At 31.1% G+C, this 18315-nt stretch carries 19 protein-coding genes and 1 other RNA gene; 18 read left to right on the forward strand and 2 right to left on the reverse strand.

Annotated elements, in window-relative coordinates; all coding sequences use genetic code 11:
- Positions 1-83 precede the first annotated feature (83 nt).
- The 6 genes from rnpB (at position 84) to ISP02_RS06605 (ending at position 8448) form a co-directional block, all read left to right on the forward strand.
- Positions 84-467, forward strand: an RNA gene (rnpB, locus tag ISP02_RS06580) — RNase P RNA component class B.
- 148 nt (positions 468-615) lie between these two features.
- On the forward strand, positions 616-1749 hold the full coding sequence (locus ISP02_RS06585) for a THUMP domain-containing class I SAM-dependent RNA methyltransferase (protein WP_195720791.1): 1134 nt from the start codon (positions 616-618) through the stop codon (positions 1747-1749).
- 24 nt (positions 1750-1773) lie between these two features.
- Positions 1774-2679, forward strand: coding sequence for an EamA family transporter RarD (gene rarD, locus ISP02_RS06590; protein ID WP_195720792.1), 906 nt, complete (start codon positions 1774-1776; stop codon positions 2677-2679).
- 590 nt (positions 2680-3269) lie between these two features.
- Positions 3270-3905: an SDR family oxidoreductase gene (locus tag ISP02_RS06595; protein WP_195720793.1), complete on the forward strand. Its 636-nt coding sequence runs from the start codon at positions 3270-3272 to the stop codon at positions 3903-3905.
- 197 nt (positions 3906-4102) lie between these two features.
- Positions 4103-7543, forward strand: coding sequence for a dynamin family protein (locus ISP02_RS06600; RefSeq protein WP_195720794.1), 3441 nt, complete (start codon positions 4103-4105; stop codon positions 7541-7543).
- 23 nt (positions 7544-7566) lie between these two features.
- The gene (locus ISP02_RS06605) at positions 7567-8448 is read left to right on the forward strand and encodes a 5'-3' exonuclease (RefSeq protein WP_195720795.1); all 882 of its coding nucleotides are present in this window, start codon (positions 7567-7569) and stop codon (positions 8446-8448) included.
- Between the two features lie 31 nt (positions 8449-8479).
- Here ISP02_RS06605 and ISP02_RS06610 read toward each other — a convergent pair whose 3' ends face one another.
- Complete coding sequence (locus tag ISP02_RS06610) at positions 8480-8887, reverse strand: ribonuclease HI family protein (RefSeq protein ID WP_195720796.1); 408 nt, start codon at positions 8885-8887, stop codon at positions 8480-8482.
- Between the two features lie 248 nt (positions 8888-9135).
- On the opposite strand from ISP02_RS06610, the gene ISP02_RS12985 reads away from it, so the two are divergent.
- Positions 9136-9294, forward strand: a complete 159-nt coding sequence (locus tag ISP02_RS12985; protein ID WP_235980496.1) for an alpha/beta hydrolase — start codon at positions 9136-9138, stop codon at positions 9292-9294.
- Between the two features lie 357 nt (positions 9295-9651).
- Here the strand turns inward: ISP02_RS12985 and ISP02_RS06620 are convergent, their stop codons facing one another.
- On the reverse strand, positions 9652-10359 hold the full coding sequence (locus tag ISP02_RS06620) for a queuosine precursor transporter (RefSeq protein WP_195720797.1): 708 nt from the start codon (positions 10357-10359) through the stop codon (positions 9652-9654).
- Between the two features lie 286 nt (positions 10360-10645).
- On the opposite strand from ISP02_RS06620, the gene ISP02_RS06625 reads away from it, so the two are divergent.
- From ISP02_RS06625 to ISP02_RS06675, 11 genes are all read left to right on the forward strand, one after another.
- Positions 10646-10837 (forward strand): zinc-finger domain-containing protein, encoded by a 192-nt coding sequence (locus tag ISP02_RS06625; RefSeq protein WP_328806063.1) that lies wholly within the window; start codon positions 10646-10648, stop codon positions 10835-10837.
- Positions 10838-10850: 13 nt separating this feature from the next.
- Entirely contained in the window at positions 10851-11969 is a 1119-nt protein-coding gene (locus tag ISP02_RS06630; RefSeq protein ID WP_195720798.1) for a conserved virulence factor C family protein, read from the forward strand.
- Between the two features lie 35 nt (positions 11970-12004).
- Positions 12005-12442, forward strand: coding sequence for a bacilliredoxin BrxA (gene brxA, locus ISP02_RS06635; protein ID WP_195720799.1), 438 nt, complete (start codon positions 12005-12007; stop codon positions 12440-12442).
- A 148-nt stretch (positions 12443-12590) separates the two neighbouring features.
- Positions 12591-13547, forward strand: a complete 957-nt coding sequence (locus ISP02_RS06640) for a thymidylate synthase (protein WP_195720800.1) — start codon at positions 12591-12593, stop codon at positions 13545-13547.
- A gap of 32 nt (positions 13548-13579) precedes the next feature.
- Positions 13580-14071: a dihydrofolate reductase gene (locus ISP02_RS06645; RefSeq protein ID WP_195720801.1), complete on the forward strand. Its 492-nt coding sequence runs from the start codon at positions 13580-13582 to the stop codon at positions 14069-14071.
- Positions 14072-14074: 3 nt separating this feature from the next.
- On the forward strand, positions 14075-14914 hold the full coding sequence (locus tag ISP02_RS06650; protein WP_195720802.1) for a DegV family protein: 840 nt from the start codon (positions 14075-14077) through the stop codon (positions 14912-14914).
- A gap of 100 nt (positions 14915-15014) precedes the next feature.
- Positions 15015-15542, forward strand: a complete 528-nt coding sequence (gene msrA, locus ISP02_RS06655; protein WP_195720803.1) for a peptide-methionine (S)-S-oxide reductase MsrA — start codon at positions 15015-15017, stop codon at positions 15540-15542.
- Positions 15535-15963, forward strand: a complete 429-nt coding sequence (gene msrB, locus ISP02_RS06660) for a peptide-methionine (R)-S-oxide reductase MsrB (RefSeq protein ID WP_195720804.1) — start codon at positions 15535-15537, stop codon at positions 15961-15963. Before msrA ends, msrB begins: the two co-directional genes overlap by 8 nt.
- 14 nt (positions 15964-15977) lie before the next feature.
- The gene (locus tag ISP02_RS06665; RefSeq protein WP_195720805.1) at positions 15978-16478 is read left to right on the forward strand and encodes a PTS sugar transporter subunit IIA; all 501 of its coding nucleotides are present in this window, start codon (positions 15978-15980) and stop codon (positions 16476-16478) included.
- Positions 16478-16699 (forward strand): YozE family protein, encoded by a 222-nt coding sequence (locus ISP02_RS06670; protein ID WP_195720806.1) that lies wholly within the window; start codon positions 16478-16480, stop codon positions 16697-16699. Before ISP02_RS06665 ends, ISP02_RS06670 begins: the two co-directional genes overlap by 1 nt.
- A 153-nt stretch (positions 16700-16852) precedes the next feature.
- Positions 16853-18301 carry a S41 family peptidase gene (locus ISP02_RS06675; RefSeq protein ID WP_195720807.1) on the forward strand — a complete coding sequence of 483 codons (1449 nt, stop codon included), beginning with the start codon at positions 16853-16855 and terminating at the stop codon, positions 18299-18301.
- The last annotated feature ends 14 nt before the right edge of the window (positions 18302-18315 follow it).

Genomic DNA, 18315 nt, shown 5'->3' on the forward strand with positions numbered 1-18315 from the left:
AATTGAGTAGGTTTTGATTTTTTCAAAACCTACTCTAATTTGATTGTTTAACTTTAAATAAAGTGATACAATCTTAAAGATGGTATTTTGGGTAATCGCTATAGCGATATAGAGGAAAGTCCATGCTCACACAGTCTGAGATGATTGTAGTGTTCGTGCTTGACGAAACAATAAGTCAAGGCATTAAGTTGACGGCAACGAAATAACCTAAGTTGTTTCAATATGGTTAAAATAGTTTGAAAGTGCCACAGTGACGTAGCTTTTATAGAAATATAAAAGGTGGAACGCGGTAAACCCCTCGAGTGAGCAATCCAAATTTGGTAGGAGCACTTGTTTAGCGGAATTCAACGTATAAACGAGACATTCTTTTACTATATAAAAGAAGTGTAGACAGATGGTTACCACCTGCGTACCAGTGTGACTAGTACACGTTATGAGTACAATGGTACAGAACATGGCTTACAAAAATATCATCACTAGTTGCAAAGCTCTCCCATTTCGGAGAGCTTTTTTAAATTTGACATCTTATAATTAAAATTTTTAAAGGTTCAACTAATATCTATTTAAAACAACTTTTGATACGATAGAATATATAATTTTTTAAGGAGAAACAATATGTATAAATTATTAGCTGTATGCCCAATGGGACTTGAATCAATTGTGGCTAAAGAAATACAAGAATTAGGCTATGAAACAACAGTAGAGAACGGCAAAATATTTTTTGAAGGAGATGAAACTGCAATAGTAAAATGTAACTTGTGGTTGAGAACTGCAGATAGAGTCAAAATAGTAGTAGGACAATTCACAACCACTACATTTGATCATTTATTTGAGCAAACAAAATCCTTACCCTGGGAAGCTTTTATAGACCAAGATGGCAGTTTTCCTGTACAAGGTAAAAGTGTTAAATCAACATTATTTAGTGTGCCAGATTGCCAAGCCATTGTTAAAAAGGCCATCGTTGAACGTTTAAAAGTTGCTTACAATGAAAGAGGTTGGTTAAACGAAACAGGCGCCAAATATCCTGTAGAAGTATCAATCTTAAAAGATAAGGCTTTATTAACAATCGACACTTCAGGTTCAGGATTAAATAAAAGAGGATACAGAATTACTCAAGGTGAAGCGCCAATAAAAGAAACTTTAGCTGCAAGTTTAATTAGGCTTGCTAATTGGCAAGGTGATACACCTTTAATCGATCCTTTCTGTGGTTCTGGTACTATTGCTATTGAAGCATGTTTAATTGCTCAAAATATTGCACCTGGGTTTAATAGAGATTTTGTCTCAGAATCATGGGATATTATACCTTCAAATTTATATGATGAAATGCGTAATGAAGCAGAAAGTGTTGCAGATTATGATCGTCATGTTGAGATTTATGCTTCTGATATTGATCCAGAAATGATTGAAATAGCTAAAAGAAATGCTGAAGAGGTAGGCTTGAGTGATATTATTCAATTTAGCGTTAAAGACGTTAATACTTTAACGATTGATACGGAAGATTCGATAGCATTAATTGGTAACCCACCATATGGCGAACGTATCGGTGATAGAGCTGAAGTAGAAGAAATGTATAAATATTTAGGTAAATTAATGCATGAGCATCCATATTTATCATCATACATTTTAACAAGTAATAAAGAGTTTGAGTTTTTAACAAATAAAAAAGCTACAAAAAGAAGAAAATTATTTAATGGTTATATTGAATGTACGTATTTCCAATATTGGGGAGCAAAACAACCGAAAAATTAAATAAATATTAGCGGAGGTGTCTATATGAAAAATGAATTTAAAAGAGGTATATTATTTGCCTTCGCAGCATACTTCTTATGGGGCGTTTTACCAATATATTGGGACTTAATACATGGTTTCGCTGCCTTTGAAATATTGGCATACAGAATAGTATTTTCCATGATTTTTATGATTTTAATTGTAATTATTTCAAATAAAACAAAACCTTTTATTAATAATGTGAACCAATTAATAAAGCAACCATTGCAACTGATTGCTATTATTGCTGCTGGTTACGTAATTACTATTAACTGGGGGACATTTATTTGGGCAGTTACTAATGGTCATGTATTACAATCAAGTTTAGGATATTATATAAATCCGCTTATAAGTATATTATTAGCTTTTATCTTTCTAAAAGAGCGCTTTAATAAATTTGAATGGACTGCCATTGTGTTAGCTTTGATTGGAGTATTATATATGACGATAAAAATCGGCGAGTTCCCGTACGTTTCATTATTATTAGCATTTTCATTTGGCATATATGGTCTACTAAAAAAATTAATACCGATTGATGCAATAAGCAGCATTACAATTGAATGTATCGTTACTGCGCCAGCCGGTTTAATTTATCTATGGTATGTAATACAACAAGGCCACAGCAATTTTGGAATGAACATATCATCATTGTGGATTGTATTTTCTGGTGCTGTAACTGCAATTCCACTTATACTATTTTCAGCAGGTGCAAAACGAATACCATTATCACTAACTGGTTTCATCCAATATATTGGACCAACAATTATGTTTGTATTAGGTGTATTCGTCTTTAAAGAGCCGTTTGATATACATCAATTTATTACATTTATATTTATTTGGTTAGGTATTATCGTTTATAGCATTTCACAATATTTAAAAATCAAGAAAAGTAAAAACCCTGTTATCCAGTAATAATTTATACATTATAAGACTTGAACTAAAAACGATTGCTATGTTATGCCAATAGCAATCGTTTTTTTACTTTTGACTGATTATTTTATTGAAACAGATTCTAACAATTAATAAGTTTTTAACACCTTAACTTAACTACTGTTGAAGATCAATCAATCATACAACTGTATTAATTGTAAAATTCTCCAGAAATAACATTTATATTTTGACATAATCTTTATGGCGAGGTTTATTAAAAACGGGACGCGTTGAAGGCTATAGGCATAAAAAGCTTTAGGGAATCGAGCCATATAGTGCTATTTATAAAATAAAAATTCAGCGAAAGTATCAATAACACTGACCTTTTATTTTACTAATGTTAAAAATTGTACAATAATATAATAATAATGATTTATTGTTAACATCATAATTTCAATATCTAAATAGCGTTTAATACTAGATTAATACGTCTAACTGTATTATGGTAAATGTAATGAGTAATGTAGTGCTTAAAACCATACAAATTTTAAAATATAATAAATAAAAATTAAACTTACTAGTTATCTATAAACAGCATAGTTAACTAAATTTTTTTAAGTAGGAGTGAGATAATGAGAAGAGTTTTAATATTAGGGGCCAATGGGGCAGTAGCTAAAGCTGCTATTAATTCATTTTTAGAAAATACTAACTATACTTTACGATTATTTTTAAGAGATGCTAATAGATTGCCAGACTACGCATCAGATCGTATTAGAGTGCGTGAAGGCGATGCGACAAATTATGATGACGTTGAAAGCGCAATGGACGACGTAGATTTTGTTGTAGCAAGTTTATCAGGAGAACTAGATAAAGAAGCAACTGTAATAGCAAAAGCAATGGAAAATAAAAACGTAAAACGTCTCGTATTTGTTACTGCATTAGGTATATATGCCGAAGTACCCGGTAAATTTGGCAACTGGGTTAATGATCAAATTAGCGATAAATTAAAAGTTTATCGTACAGCTGCCGATATTATAGAGTCTTCTGATTTAGATTATACGATTTTAAGACCAGCATGGCTAAGTCATAAAAATGAAATAGATTACGAAATTACCGCTAAAAATGAACCATTTAAAGGCACAGAAGTTTCAAGAAAAAGTGTTGCTGCTGTTATCGTCAATATTGCTAAAGATCCAGAATTATATTTAAAAGAAAATATAGGTATTAATAAACCTAATAGTGAAGGCAATAAACCATCTTGGCTTTAAATAATCAAATAATCACACTAACCCGTATATATAATCATCGAAAATTGATTATATATACGGGATTTTTATGTTTAAATAGACATAAGGACCTAATAATTTTATATTATTTTGTTAAACTTAAGTGACACTTTAGACAATAGTTAATTTGTTATACAATATAAATAATTATAAGTAAGCATTAAAGGAGACTTTGGCAAATGGGTAACACAGAGCAACTCGACATTTTATACAAACTAAAAAAAGAAGTAGAGAAATCAAGTAATGATAGACTGATTCATATTATTAATCAAGTTATTAAAAAGGTTTACTTAAATCAATATACCGCTACATTTGTAGGTCATTTTTCTGCAGGTAAATCCACATTAATCAACTTGTTATTGGAACAAAATATTTTACCAAGTTCTCCAGTACCTACAACGAGTAATACGGCTGTCGTTTCAGTCGATGATGAGCCAGGTCTTATTGCTAATTTAAGTAATAAACAATACACATTGTTAAATTCTTATGATGAAGTCAAACAAATGAATAGACAAAATGTTGAGGTTGAATCGATTGAGATTAAATTTCCTTCGACAAAATTCAATAAAGGGTTTACATTACAAGACACTCCAGGTGTAGACTCAAATGTTTCTACGCACCAATCAAGTACTGAGCAGTTTATGTACACAAGTAATGTAATCTTTTATACAGTGGATTATAACCATGTACAATCTGCTTTAAATTTCCAATTTATGAAGCAATTAAATCAAGCTAACGTACCTATTGTATTTGTTATTAATCAGATCGATAAACATAATGACGAAGAATTACAATTTGATGATTTCAAACAACGTGTAGAAAAATCCGTAAATGAGTGGGACATTAATTTAGATGCAATATTTTACGTATCTAAATTTGAACATCCAAATAACGAAATTAATGCGTTATCTGCTTATCTTATTGAGAAAGATAAGCATAGAGAAGCGCTCGAAGACTATGTTGAACGTATTGTAAAATTTATTACAGAGGAACAATTGTCTTACATTCAAAATGAAATTCAAGACACGTTAACTAAATTAGATATTGAAGAAGAGGATTTTGATCAGGCATATATTAATTTTCAACAACATCAAGAAGTAAGTGAAGAAGCACAGCTATTAAATGATTCAGATAAGTTATATAACTTTTTACACCATAAAAGAAAAGATATTTTAGAAAATGCTTATATCATGACTCATGATACACGTGAATTAATTAGAAATTATTTAGAAAGTTTAAGTAAACAATTTAAAGTTGGTGGTTTATTTAATAAAAAGAAAAAAGCATTAGAAATTCAAGAAGAGCGCCTAAATTTAGTTATAGAACACTTACAAGATAAAGTTAATCAACAAATTAGGCAGCCATTAAGAGAAGACATGTCATTCTTAACAAGATTTATAAACTCTTCAGAAGTAAATGATGCCATTTTAAATCAACATTATGTGATAGAACCAAGTTTAATTACACATCTTTATAAAGAACAAATAAGTATTAGTAATCAATACGTACTAACATTTTGTGATGAAGTATTAAAAGCAATACAACAATTTATCAAAAAAGACTCCGATCCATTATTTAAAAAAGCTATTCAACTGTCACATGCTGCAGATATTAATGATGAATATCAAGATGATTTTAATGATTATGAAAATTTCATTGCTCTACGTAATTTGAGAGAATCTTTAACTACACGTAATTATAGACATTATTATATACACATTGATGATTCATTAGATAGACTCATTGACCGTAAAGAAATCATGTTCGAATTAAATCAGTCAGTTGAACAACAAAAACAGGTGAGGAAGTCTCAAGATCAACCAACAGTAGCCAAAGAAGACCAAACAAGTAAAATTAAACAAGGTTTATCACTTATCGAACAAATACCATTGTTTGAACAAACGAAGCAAGATATATCTAATACGATTAAACGTATGGATAACAAAATTGTAAAAATAGGTGTATTTGGTACTTTTAGCGCAGGAAAGAGTAGTTTAATAAACGCATTATTAGGTGGTAATTATTTAGTGAGTTCACCTAATCCTACTACCGCCGCGATGACTGAAATTTCATATGGTGAGAATAGTGAAATTACGTTAAAATCAGAAGCTCAATTATTAGAGGAACTAAACAATGTATATGAAGTAACAGGTCAATCTTTTAATACAATCCAAGCCTATGTCGACTCTGTAAGTAACAAATTAAAGGAACAATTAGAAAAAAATCAGCTTGCCTTTGTTAATGCCATTGAAAAACACTATACTGACTATCGTGATAAAATAGCATCAGGCTTAACCCATAAAATAGCAAAAGACGAAATAAAAAAATGGAGTGCAAAAGATGAATATGCCACATTTGTTAATACAGTTCATCTAAAATTGCCTTTACCTTGGTTAGAGGACAAAATTATCGTGGATTCATTAGGTTTACATTCAAATAACCAGCGACATACTAATGAAACCGAAAAAGTATTGACTTCATCTGATTTAATACTTTATGTAAGTTACTTCAACCATGCATTTACTGATAATGATAAGAAGTTCATTGAACATATGAAAGATATGAACCAATTAAATTCAAATCAAGCTTTCAAAATGGTTATTAATGCTGTTGACTTAGCAGAGACGGAAGAAGATTTGTTAGCGGTATATGATTATGTAAGAAGCGCCTTGTTACAAGTCAATTTAGATCCAGCAATTTATTCAGTTTCAAGTAGAGCATCATTAAAAGGTAATGACGGAGAAATGAAATCATTACGTGATGATATAGAACATTTTACTGTTATAGAATCAAAATATATATTACAAGATCAAATGCATAATCAATTACAACATATATCGAATGCTTATGAGCAAATGATTAATGAATATGAAACTAATAAAGCACAAATTGAAGAAAGAACTGCTAAGTTACGTAAATATGATAATAAAAATGTGATTCACTCATCATTAATGCAAAATGTGAATAATAGTACAGATAACGAAGTAGAAGATCAACTTTATCATTTGGTAGAAAGGTTAAAAATTCAACTGCGTGATGAAGTACGTTCGGTTTTCAATAGTCAAATGACTAAAAGCAGTGATTTTAACGAAGAAAAGAAAAAAGCTACGAAAATTTATTTAGATCAGATACATCAACGTCTATATTTAGAACAATCATTGCTAGTAGAAAGAATAAAAAAGCATTTTGAAGAGCAATATATCAACGAAATGGCTCCAATAAAACAAAAACTCGAAAACCTACACGTCTTTATAACACCAGAAATTGATGCAACATTTTTACGTTTAGATGAACCTTATTTAAGAGTTGATTATTATGAAATGTTAAACACGTTACCTAAATCTTTAACTAAGAAAAAATTAATACAACCTAACGTGCAACAACAAATTCAAGAAGAAATCACTGAAGAAACAATAAAACAATTACAACCAGAAATTGCAGATTTGAGAGAAGGCCTTAACCATGTAGTTATAGATATGTCTGATAAAGTAAATGAAATAAACGCACAATTAGAACAAGAAATTCAATATCAAGTTCAAGAATTACTTTCATTTAAACTAGACGATGATTTAATTAAATCTTTAAAAGCAACAAATAAGAACTTAACTAAAATTTTGTAATAAAAGGAAAGAAGGCTATTATAATGTCTAATAAAGTTTTACTCGTCGATGGCATGGCTTTGCTATTTCGTCACTTTTATGCGACAAGCTTAAACAATCAATTTATGAAAAATTCACAAGGTATGCCTACAAATGGTGTACAAGGTTTTGTGCGTCATGTATTTACAGCTTTAAAAGAAATTAAACCAACTCACGTTGCCGTTTGTTGGGATATGGGGCAACAAACTTTTCGTAATGAGATGTTTGAAGGTTATAAACAAAATAGACCTGCGCCACCAGAAGAACTAATTCCACAATTTGATTTTGTGAAAGAAATCTCAGATCAATTTGGTTTTGTTAACATCGGAGTAACAAATTACGAAGCGGATGACGTAATAGGAACGTTAGCACATCACTTATCAGATGATAATAAAATTTATATAATCACTGGTGACAGGGATATTTTACAATGCATAAATTCAAATGTTGAAATATGGCTAACAAAAAAAGGATTTAATATATATAACCGTTATACTTTAGACCGCTTCTTAGACGAGTATGGTGTAGAACCAAAACAATTAATAGACATTAAAGCCTTTATGGGAGATAGTGCAGATGGTTATCCCGGGGTTAAAGGTATCGGAGAAAAAACAGCTATTAAGTTAATTCAACAATATGGCTCAGTAGAAAATGTAATTGCGGCTACGAACGAGTTAACAGCTGGACAGCAAAAGAAAATAACTGCTGATTTAGATAATTTAAAAACATCAAAAACATTAGCACAAATTCATACTGAAGTTCCATTAAACATTGCTCAATTACTGCCAGAGATGCAATTTGGTACTTCACTAACAAATGCTTTAGATGTGTGTAAAGAACATGAATTGTATGTTTCAGGTAAATATTTGGCAACACATTTCAAATAAACAAAAAGAAGCAGAAGGACTTATATCGTCTTTACTGCTTCTTTTTTTGTTGTGTATATTTATATAGGGCTTGCTGTGCATAATGATTTGCTTCTTTATTTTGATTACGTGGTACCCATTTAACAAACATTAATGCAAAATTATCAGAGAGTCTTAATATGTTATCTAAATAAGCCTTAAATTTAACATTTTTTACTTTTTCATCATTAATACAATCTTCAATTAACTTTGAATCTGTATACACTAACGCATTTGCAACATTTAAATTAATTGCACATTGTAATGCAAATTCAAATGCAGCCCATTCGGCACTATGATTATCTAATACGCCTAAGTCATTTTTAAAAATATAGCGTTCTTCTTCTGTTATGATAACAACCGCACAGCTACTTAAACCAGGATTGCCACTTGTTGCTGCATCGAAAAAAATTTTAGCCACTATTTACACCTCTTAACTTAGATTAACTTAATTGTAGCAAATTACTGATAACCATAATAATTAACTCGCACTATTATGCATCCGGTATATTACAATTCACTATGTCTCACGTTAAATTATGATACCGTAAAGTGAAAATTGTATTAACTAAATTTAACCGAGAAGGAAATTGTTATGAAAAATTTATTTATTGTTCACGCTTATAGGCCAATACTGTAAGCTATTGATTACAATGCTTAAAATCAACAATGTTACAATACGATTATTCAGCGGAAATTTTAGAACTACCAAATTCAAATCAACCGGAATGTCAACAATGGACTCAAAACCTAGATGATTATTTAGATGGTAAATTAACTAATGAAACAGTTATAGTTGCTCATAGTCTAGCGGCATTACATTATTAGACTATTTATCGCGTAAAACGTCTCGCATAACTATCAAAGTGTTATTTCTCATCTCCGGGTTTAATGAACACTTATCAAATTTGCTAGAATTAGACAACTTGATTTCATAGACTAACATTGCAGTAGATAATATACTCGCACAGAAAATTAGTGTAATAGGCGCAACGGCAAATCTAATCGTTAGTATAAAGGCAATTCAAAGATTATCAATATCATTAGCCATCTATACTATATTAGTTCCGCATAAAGGACACTTTTTAGATAGTGAAGGTTATACAACATTCGAATTATTACTACGGCAAATCACAAAACTATTATATAAAAAAGAGATTGAATAAATTCAATCTCTTCTCAGAGTTAATAACCCTCATCTTTACTTGTAATTTTACCTTTACGGTACATTGATTTTGCAATATAACCAAAAGGAACGTTAAATATAGTAGATAAAAGTTTCAACACATATGTCGTAATAAAAATTTCAAATACCGCTGCGTTTGGCATTGTTCCTGCGAAGGCGATTAATACAAAAAGCGCAGTATCTATAATATTACTAAATAATGTACTACCGTATGCTCTTATGATAAAAGTTTTATCAGAACTAAATACTTTTTTTATCAGAGAAAATATCATAACGTCAAGATGTTGACCAATAATATAAGCAATGATAGATCCTAATGCAATTCTTGGCACTACATTAAAAATTGTTTCCAAGGCGTGTTGAGATGTATCTACTGGAGAAGGGGTAAAGTGTAGCGATAATTGCATAACGATTATCATAACTAACGTCGAACTAAAACCTAACCATACAGCTCTCTTTGCTACTTTGCGTCCATAAATATCATTAAGAATATCTGTCGCCAAATAAATCGACGCGAACATCACATTACCTAAAGTTGCAGAAATTGAAAATAAATCTATAGTTTTAATTACTTGTATATTAGCTATTATGGTTCCCATTGCTACCCATGCAATTAAACCATGCTTTCCAAACATTCTATACATTATAACTAATAATACAAAAGTCACTAAAAAGGTAAAGACACCAAATAACTCGTTAAAAAACATTATAACTCCTCCTAAATTTTGATTAAGCGGGTGTTTAGAAACCGCAAAACGCAACTCATTAATTTTAATAGATTGCCTTATAAATTGCAATATCGTAAAAATTTAAACAACTTATATTAACCTTTTACAATGTACAACCTTTTGCATTCAACATTCTAACTTACAAATGCTATAATGTGATTAATTGCTTGTTTTGAACTAATAAAGAATTATTAGTTATATAAATAGCTACACATAAAACTTATGTACAAATACTATAAAGTATTATTTAAATATAGGAGTGTGAATAGCAATTCTAACTTATTCTGAAAAAGAAGCTATTGTGGCAATTGATAATTTAATGAATACTTATTGCCATCAATGTATGCTCAAAACTCATAATAGAAAAATACACGGAAAGACTTATGCCCATCATTTTTGTATTAATGATTGCTCTATAGGCAAACAAATTAAACAAATCGGGAATAATTTACAATAAGGAGGTAACATTTATGGAAATTGTACGAGTAGAACCCACACCAAGTCCAAATACAATGAAAATAGTGTTAAGCGAAAAAAGAGAAGATAATAAATCAAATACTTATACAGCTGTAAAAGAAGGGCAACCTCAATTTATTAATGATTTGTTAGCATTAGATGACGTTAAATCTATTTTTCACGTTATGGACTTTCTAGCAGTAGATAAACAACCTAGGGCAGATTGGGAAGAAATTTTACCACAAATCACCACTACATTAAACGATGAGTTAAATGAATCCCAAGAAGCAATACCAGACGAACACTTTGGTGAAATACAAGCAGAAGTATTAATGTTTAAAGGAATTCCTTATCAGATTAAACTTTCTAATAACGATGAAGAAAAACGTAAACAACTACCAGAAATATATGTTGATAGCATGCTTGCAGCTCAAAAGGAAAACGATAACGTTGTATTCTTAAGAAAATGGGAAGACTTTGGCATAAGATATGGAGAATTTGATGATATTATGGCTGAGATTAGTGACGAGATAACAGCGTTATATCCAAAAGAACAATTAGATAAATTAGTAAGTGACGCCCAAGCTACTAATATCGTTGTACCTGAAAAAACATATATACACGTGACATTAGAGGAATATAACAGTGCTGAAAAGTGGAAAGATAGATTACGTATGTTGAAACAATTTCCAACACCAACATTAGAAGATTTACCATTGCTTGGTAGCGTATTAAGTGATGAGGAAAAAGCACCACTACGTCGTGAAGCCGTAGTACTTTTAGGTATGCTAGAAGACGAACAAGTGTTACCTTATCTATATAAAGGTTTAAATGACAAAAGTCCTGCTGTTAGAAGAACAGCTGGAGACTGTCTGAGTGACTTAGGATTTAAACAAGCATTACCAGAAATGGAAAAAGCGTTAGACGATCCACAAAAAATCGTAAGATGGCGAGCGGCTATGTTTTTATTTGACGAAGGTGGCCCAGAGCAATTAGATAGTTTAAAAGCACATATGGATGACGATGCATATGAAGTTAAATTACAAATTGAAATGGCAGTCTCACGTATTGAAAATGGTGACGAAGCTTTAGGCTCAGTTTGGAAACAAATTGCCAACAGAAATAATAAATAACACAAATCATTATTTAAACTTAGGAGTGTATTAATATGAACGCTTATGAAGCATATATGAATGAATTAGCGACACAAATGCGTGAAGAATTAACTTCACATGACTTTGTGAGTTTGGAAACACCAGATGCAGTTAAAGCACATATGAACAATGTATCAAATGAAGAGACGACTTTTGTAGTTATAAATTCTACATGTGGTTGTGCTGCTGGTTTAGCACGACCTGCTGCTGTTACAGTTGCTGAACAAAATGACAGTAAACCACAACATAAAGTTACTGTATTTGCCGGGCAAGATAAAGAAGCTACACAAGAAATGAGAGATTATATTCAACAAGTACCTTCAAGTCCATCATACGCGTTGTTTAAAGGATCTGAACTTAAGCATTTTATTCCTAGAGAACATATCGAAGGACGCGACATCCAAGATATTTGTATGGATATTAAAGATGCATTTGACGAACATTGTTCGTAATATCAATAAAAATTAACAAATTTTTTAATTTTTCGCGATTGGCAAGTATAGTCAATCGCATTTTCTATATATAATTACTTTAAATCAATGCCAATATGCAATATTATTAATATTAAGTAGCTTATTATTGAGAGGAGCGTGTATTTTAATGTTAAATGCTTTCGATAAATCTTATCATGATTTATGTGAAGAAGTATTAGAAATAGGGAAATCTAAAGATGACAGAACTCACACTGGTACCATATCAAAATTTGGACATCAGTTACGCTTTGACTTATCTAATGGCTTTCCATTACTAACAACCAAAAAAGTATCATTTAAATTAGTTGCTACCGAATTATTATGGTTTATAAAAGGTGATACTAATATTAAATATTTACTACAATATAAGAACAATATTTGGAATGAATGGGCCTTTGAAAAATATATTAAATCCGATGATTATCATGGAGTAGATATGACAGATTTTGGACATAGAGCTCAAAAAGATGAAAATTTTAATGCTATTTACAAAGAAGAAATGGCTAAATTCAAACAACAAATATTAGAAAATGATAATTTTGCTGAAAAATATGGAGATTTAGGTAATGTTTATGGTAAGCAATGGCGTGATTGGCAAGATAAAGACGGAAACCATATCGATCAATTAGCTAACGTTATTGAACAAATAAAAACTAATCCAAATTCTCGTAGACACATTGTTTCAGCTTGGAATCCTGCAGAAATAGATAACATGGCTTTACCGCCATGTCATACGATATTTCAATTTTATGTACAAGATGGCAAACTTAGTTGCCAATTATATCAACGTAGTGCAGATATCTTCTTAGGCGTCCCATTTAATATAGCTAGTTATAGTTTGCTTACTCACCTAATCGCAAAAGAATGTGGCCTTGAAGTAGGCGAATTTATTCACACTTTTGGAGATGCCCATATTTATTCAAATCATATGGAAGCAATTGAGACTCAGTTAGAACGTGACAGTTATGAAGCACCCACAATTAAAATAAATAGCAATAAATCTATCTTTGATATTAATTATGAAGATTTAACGCTAGAAAATTATGAATCACACCCTGCAATTAAGGCACCAATTGCGGTTTAATAACATTTACCAAACTTAAAAAGGAGAATTTTATGACACTTTCAATATTAGTGGCTCATGACCAGCAACGTGTTATAGGTATCAACAATCAATTGCCTTGGCATCTACCAAATGATTTAAAGCACGTTAAACAATTGTCGACCGGTCATACACTCGTCATGGGTAGAGCAACATTCGAATCTATAGGTAAACCTTTACCTAATAGAAAAAATGTCGTATTAACAAGAAATAAATCTTTTGCTGTTGAAGGTGTAGATGTCATTCATTCAATTGATGAAATTTATAATTTACCAGGACATATATTTATTTTTGGTGGACAGACATTATTTGAAGAACTAATAGATGTCGTGGATGATATGTATATTACAGTAATAGAAGATAAGTTTAATGGGGATACGTTTTTCCCTACTTATACATTTGAAGATTGGGAAGTTGAATCATCAGTTCCAGGGACAATAGATGAAAAAAACACACTTCCACATACATTTTTACATCTAGTCCGTAAAGCACAACAAGGAGGTTAACCTATGGCAGAATTAAAAATAGTTACAGATTCTACCTCTGATTTATCAAAACAATATCTTCAAGACAATGATATACATGTCGTACCACTAAATCTAACGATAGATGGCGAACCTTATATTGATCAAGTTGATATCACTTCTGAACAATTTATAGAAAAAATAGAGGCTGATGCTGATGTTAAAACAAGCCAGCCTCCAATTGGTAAATTTATCGAATTATATGACAAACTTGGTGCAGATGGCTCAGAAATCATAAGTATTCATATGACTTCTGGTTTGAGTGGTACATACCAAACTGCCGTCCAAGCGAGTCATATGACAGAGAGTAAAGTTACTGTTATAGATTCTAAATCTATTTCCTTTGGTCTTGGATATCAAATCAAACAAATAGTCGAATTGAAACAGCAACACTTAGCAGTTGAAGACATTGAAAAACAAATTATTGAGTTGCAAAAAAATATCCAACTTTACGTTGTAATCGGTCAATTACACCAACTTATTAAAGGAGGTCGTATCAGCAAAACAAAAGGTTTGATTGGTAATATGATTAAAATCAAACCAGTTGGCACTTTAATAGATGGCAAAATTGAACTTGTGCACAATTCACGTACACAGAATTCAAGCATTCAATTCTTAAAAAAAGAGGTCGCTGCTTTTATTGAAAATCATAATATTAGAGCTATAGGTATTGCTCATGCTAATATTATGGGCTTTGTTGATAAAATCAAAAAGCATTTTTCAGAAGAATTTGATTTCACTGATTTTGATGTAAACACAACAACGCCTATTATTTCTACTCATACAGGACAAGGCGCCATAGGATTAGTCGTATTAAAATCTTAAAAATAAATTCATTACATCGTTACATTTTCAAACAGTTTAATAGCAAAACATTTAATTTATTGTTAATTTTATGACAAGATATAATTTTAGGAGGCTTATTATGGCATATGCAACTTTAGCAGGAGGGTGTTTTTGGTGTTTAGTTAAACCATTTACATCTTATCCAGGTATACAAGACGTAGTCTCAGGTTACAGCGGTGGAGACATTGATAATCCTACCTATGAACAAGTTAGTACCAACCAAACTGGACATGTGGAAGCTGTTCAAGTCACTTACGACCCTGAAATAACTTCCTTCGAAAATATTTTAGATATTTATTTCAAAACTTTTGATCCTACAGATAATTCAGGTCAATTTTTTGACCGTGGTGAGCATTATGAACCGGCAATTTTTTATCATGATGAAAATCAAAAAAAAGCTGCTGAGCATAAAATTCAACAATTAAATGAACAACAAATTTTTAATAAACCTGTTATCACACCAATAAAGCCTTACAAAAACTTTTATCCAGCAGAGGAATACCATCAAGATTACTTCAAAAAGAACCCGTTACACTATGAACAATATCAACGTGGTTCAGGTAGAAAAGCGTTTATTGAAAAGCATTGGGGGGAACAACATGATTAAGAAAAATAAAGATGAATTAACCGAAATGGAATATTTAGTAACACAAGAAGACGGTACAGAACCGCCATTTCAAAATGACTATTGGAATCATTTTGACAAAGGTATATATGTAGATAAGCTATCAGGCAAACCATTATTTACTTCTGAAGAGAAATTCGAATCAGATTGTGGCTGGCCAAGTTTTTCAAAAGCTTTAAATGATGAAGAAGTGATCGAATTGGTCGATAAATCAATGGGCATGATTAGAACTGAAGTTAGATCTGAAGACTCAAATAGTCATTTAGGTCATGTATTTAATGATGGACCTAAAGAGTCTGGTGGTTTACGTTACTGCATTAATTCTGCGGCAGTACAATTTATCCCTTACGATAAATTAGAAGAACTAGGCTATGGTGATTTGATACCACATTTCAATAATTAAGGAGCGGATTTAGTATGTTTAAAAAATTATTTGGTAAAGGGCAAGAAGCGAATAAAGAAATAGAAATTTATGCACCAATCACAGGTGAATATGTAAAAATAGACGATATTCCAGACCCAGTTTTTGCTCAAAAAATGATGGGCGAAGGATTCGGTATTAAACCAAATGAAGGAGAAGTAGTTTCTCCAATTGAAGGTAAGATCGACAATGTATTCCCAACCAAACATGCGATTGGCTTAAAAGCCACAAACGGTTTGGAATTGTTAGTTCATATCGGTTTAGATACAGTACAATTAGATGGTGAAGGTTTTGAAATCTTAGTTGAAAGTGGAGACACTGTAAATGTAGGTGACCCTATCTTAAAATTTGATAAAGACTTTATTCAAAACAATGCTAAATCTACAACATCGCCAATAATTATTACGAATTCAGATCAAACAGCCACAGTTAATTTTGTAGAAGCTAAAGACGTTGTAAAAGGCGAAACAAAAATTGTAGATGTGACTATGAAATAATGAAAAACTATTCATTCTATCAATTTGCTTTAACGGTCAGAGGACGTAAAAATGATAAAGGCGAATTAGCAGAAGAAATTTTTGATGATTTGTCCTTTCCTAAACACGAAAAAGACTTCAATTTACTTTCTGAATATATTGAAACACATGGTGACTTTACTGTATCCATGTCTGTCTTTGATGATCTATACGATGAATATTTAGAATGGTTAAAGTTCTAGATAGCGATATTATTTGAGATTTACATTATATTTATATTATTATATTACAGTAGAATAATTGGGGGCTGGGGTAAATCTATTTAGGTTCTATCCCAGCCGCTTTTATTTTCACTAAATTTATGTATAATACATAAGCTATTAGGAAGTGATGAAATGCCAGAAAATAATGAAGAACAGCAAATATCAAATCAACAAAAGCGACACGTTCATTTTAAATTGAGAACGTTTATAGTAATGTTGATAGGTATTATTGTTATAACAGCCGGTGTCACAGTCTTTGCTACAATCGCCATAAGTCATTGGGCAAGTGGGCTAAATAGTGAACAACGTGCTTCAGTCAAAAAAATTGAACAAGCTTATAAAACACTTGATAAAGAATACTATGAACCTACTGATTCAAAAAAACTTTCAGATGCAGCTATTAAAGGCATGGTGAGCAAGCTACATGATCCATATTCTGATTACATGACAAAAGAACAAACAAAATCTTTTAATGAAGATGTTTCTGGTGACTTCGTCGGTATCGGCGCAGAGATGCAAAAGAAACATAATACGATTCAAATAACAAGTCCAATGAAAGGTTCACCCGCTGAAAAAGCAGGCATTAAACCTAAAGATATCGTTACTAAGGTAAACGGTAAGTCAGTGGAAGGTAAACCATTAGAAGACGTGGTAAAACAAGTACGAGGTAAGAAAGGAACAAGAGTAACGTTAACTGTAGAACGTAGTAGTCAACATCATGATATCAGCATTAAACGTGACACGATTCATGTTAAAAGCGTTGAATATAATAAACATGGACACATTGGCGTATTTACGATTAATAAATTCCAAAGTGGAACTTCTGCCGAATTGAAATCAAAAATAATCAAAGCACATAAACAAGGTGTGAAAAATATCGTGTTAGATTTAAGAAATAACCCTGGTGGCCTTTTAAATGAAGCTGTAAAAATGGCTAATATTTTTATCGATAAAAATAAAGCCGTAGTTTCTTTAGAAAAAGGTAAGCATAAGGAATCGATTAAAGCACCTAATGATGCGCTTAAAGAAGCAAAAGATATGAATGTCGCTATTTTAGTTAATAAGGGTTCAGCTAGCTCATCTGAAGTCTTTACAGGAGCAATGAAGGATTATCATAAGGCAAAAATTTATGGTACTACAACATTTGGTAAAGGTATTGTACAGACTACAAAAGAATTTAAAGATGGTTCCTTACTTAAATATACTGAATTAAAATGGTTAACACCACATAAGCATTATATTCATGGTAAAGGTATAAAACCTAACGTTGAAATTAAAGAACCAGAGTACCAGTCATTAACCGTGATTCCAGATAAAACTGCATACCAGTTACATGATAATAATAAAAATATAAAATCAATAAAAATTGGACTTAAGGCTTTAGGTTATAATGTAAGTAATAAATCAACGAACTTTGATTCTGAGTTACAACAATCTATTAAATCATTCCAACAAAAAAATAACTTATCAACTACTGGTAAGTTTGATAAAGAAACAAACGACAAATTCACATTACAATTAGTACAAAAAGCTAATAAAGAAGACACTGTGTTAGATAAAGTGCTTAAACAACTTAACTAAAATATAATGGTAGG

It is taken from the genome of Staphylococcus durrellii, from assembly GCF_015594545.1.
Classification (GTDB): domain Bacteria; phylum Bacillota; class Bacilli; order Staphylococcales; family Staphylococcaceae; genus Staphylococcus; species Staphylococcus durrellii.